The following is a 1,707-nucleotide window of genomic DNA, read 5'->3' as shown; positions in this document are numbered from 1 at the left end:
CTTTATCGGACAGCCTGTCTGCATATTAGGCGGCTTTCTCGGCTGCCAATTTTTCTTGGCGGTAGGCTTCGGCAGCCTCGCGTTCCCGTTTGGTTGCCTGACGCATCATCCAGTAGTTAACAACAATAACCAGCGTACCGATGATACCGATCAGGATGGTTGCCAAAACGTTCATCTGAGGGTCAAGGCCGAGTTTGATTTTGGAGAAAATCACTTGCGGCAATGTCGATGAACCCGGGCCTGATAGGAAGGAGGTAATCACCAAGTCGTCCAAAGACAGGGTAATGCCCAAGAGGAAGCCTGAAGCAATCGCAGGGGCAATCAGCGGCAGGGTAATCACGAAGAAAATCTTCAGCGGACGGGCACCCAAGTCCATTGCAGCCTCTTCCAAGGATTGATCCAATTCCACCAGGCGCGAGCGGATAACGACGGTAATGTACGCCATGCAAAGTGTGGTGTGACCGAGGAAGATGGTGAAGAAACCGCGATCGAAGTATAGCGATTGCAGCAATTCGCTGCCTTGCAGGAACATTTGCACCTGAATAATCAACAGCAGCATGGACAAACCGGTAATCACATCAGGCATCACCATAGGCGCGGAAATCATACCGGCAAACAGGGTGCTGCCGCGGAAGCGCTTGATACGCGCCATAGCGTAACCAGCTAATGTGCCGAGTGCTACGGCGGCAAGTGAGGAAACAATGGCGATACGCAATGACAGCCAAGCTGCTTCCAAGATGGTGTCGTTTTCCATCAATGCGCCGTACCATTTGGTTGAGAAACCGCCCCAAACGGTAACCAGTTTGGATTCATTGAAAGAATAGATGACTAAAACTACCAGCGGAATATAGAGGAATGCCAGCGAGAGCAGGAGCATCAGTTTCAAGAACCAGGATAATTTGGTTTTCTGCATTATTTGCCTCCTTCTTCCAATTCGCGGTTTTCATAGTGCTGGAACAGGGCAATCGGTACAACCAGCAGGGCAACCATGACGACGGCGACAGCAGAAGCCAGCGGCCAGTTGTTTTGGTCGAAGAATGCCTGCCACAATACTTTACCAATCATCAGGTTTTCAGAACCGCCCACCAATTCAGGAATCACAAATTCACCGACGGCCGGAACGAAGACCAGCATAGAGCCTGCGATGATGCCTGTTTTGGATAAAGGCAGGGTAATGGTAAAGAACGATTTGATCGGACCTGCGCCCAAGTCGGAAGCGGCTTCGAGCAGGCGGTTGTCCAGTTTTACCAATTGTGTGTACAGCGGCAAAATCATAAACGGCAGATAGGCGTAAACCATCACCAAATTCAGCGAGAACGCATTGTAGAACAAGTCTAAAGGCTCGCTGATGATTCCATATTTGATTAAGAAATTATTGATGATGCCGTTGTGACCCAATAAGCCCATCCATGCGTAAACACGCAACAGGAAAGAGGTCCAGAAAGGTAGCATGATTGCCAACAGCAGGCCGTTGCGCGCAGCCGGATTGGCGCGTGAAATGGCATAAGCGGTCGGATAACCAATCAACAGGCAGATGATGGTCGTCGTCAGCGCGGTCTTAATCGAAGACCAGTAGGTCATCAGATAGATATTGCTGTTTTCACTGTCGCCAAACGGATTGAGCGTATTCCAAAAGTTTTGGAAGATGTCGGCGTAGTTCTGATAGCTGATGGCAATGTTCAGACGGCCTAAGTCTTCATCAATCGT

The 1,707-nt window shown here is 49.8% G+C and carries 2 protein-coding genes; both read right to left on the bottom strand.

The window, feature by feature from the left end:
- Positions 1 to 25 precede the first annotated feature (25 nt).
- The gene (locus ACTHS3_RS09085; protein ID WP_003679574.1) at positions 26 to 913 is read right to left on the bottom strand and encodes an ABC transporter permease subunit; all 888 of its coding nucleotides are present in this window, start codon (positions 911 to 913) and stop codon (positions 26 to 28) included.
- A partial coding sequence (locus tag ACTHS3_RS09080; RefSeq protein ID WP_440367749.1) for an ABC transporter permease occupies positions 913 to 1,707 on the bottom strand: 795 nt, incomplete at its 5' end. The genes ACTHS3_RS09085 and ACTHS3_RS09080, both read right to left, overlap by 1 nt.

It is taken from the genome of Neisseria sp. P0009.S007, assembly GCF_051962515.1.
Note: the sequence above shows the minus strand (reverse complement) of the source record. Positions and strands in the feature narration are given on the sequence as shown.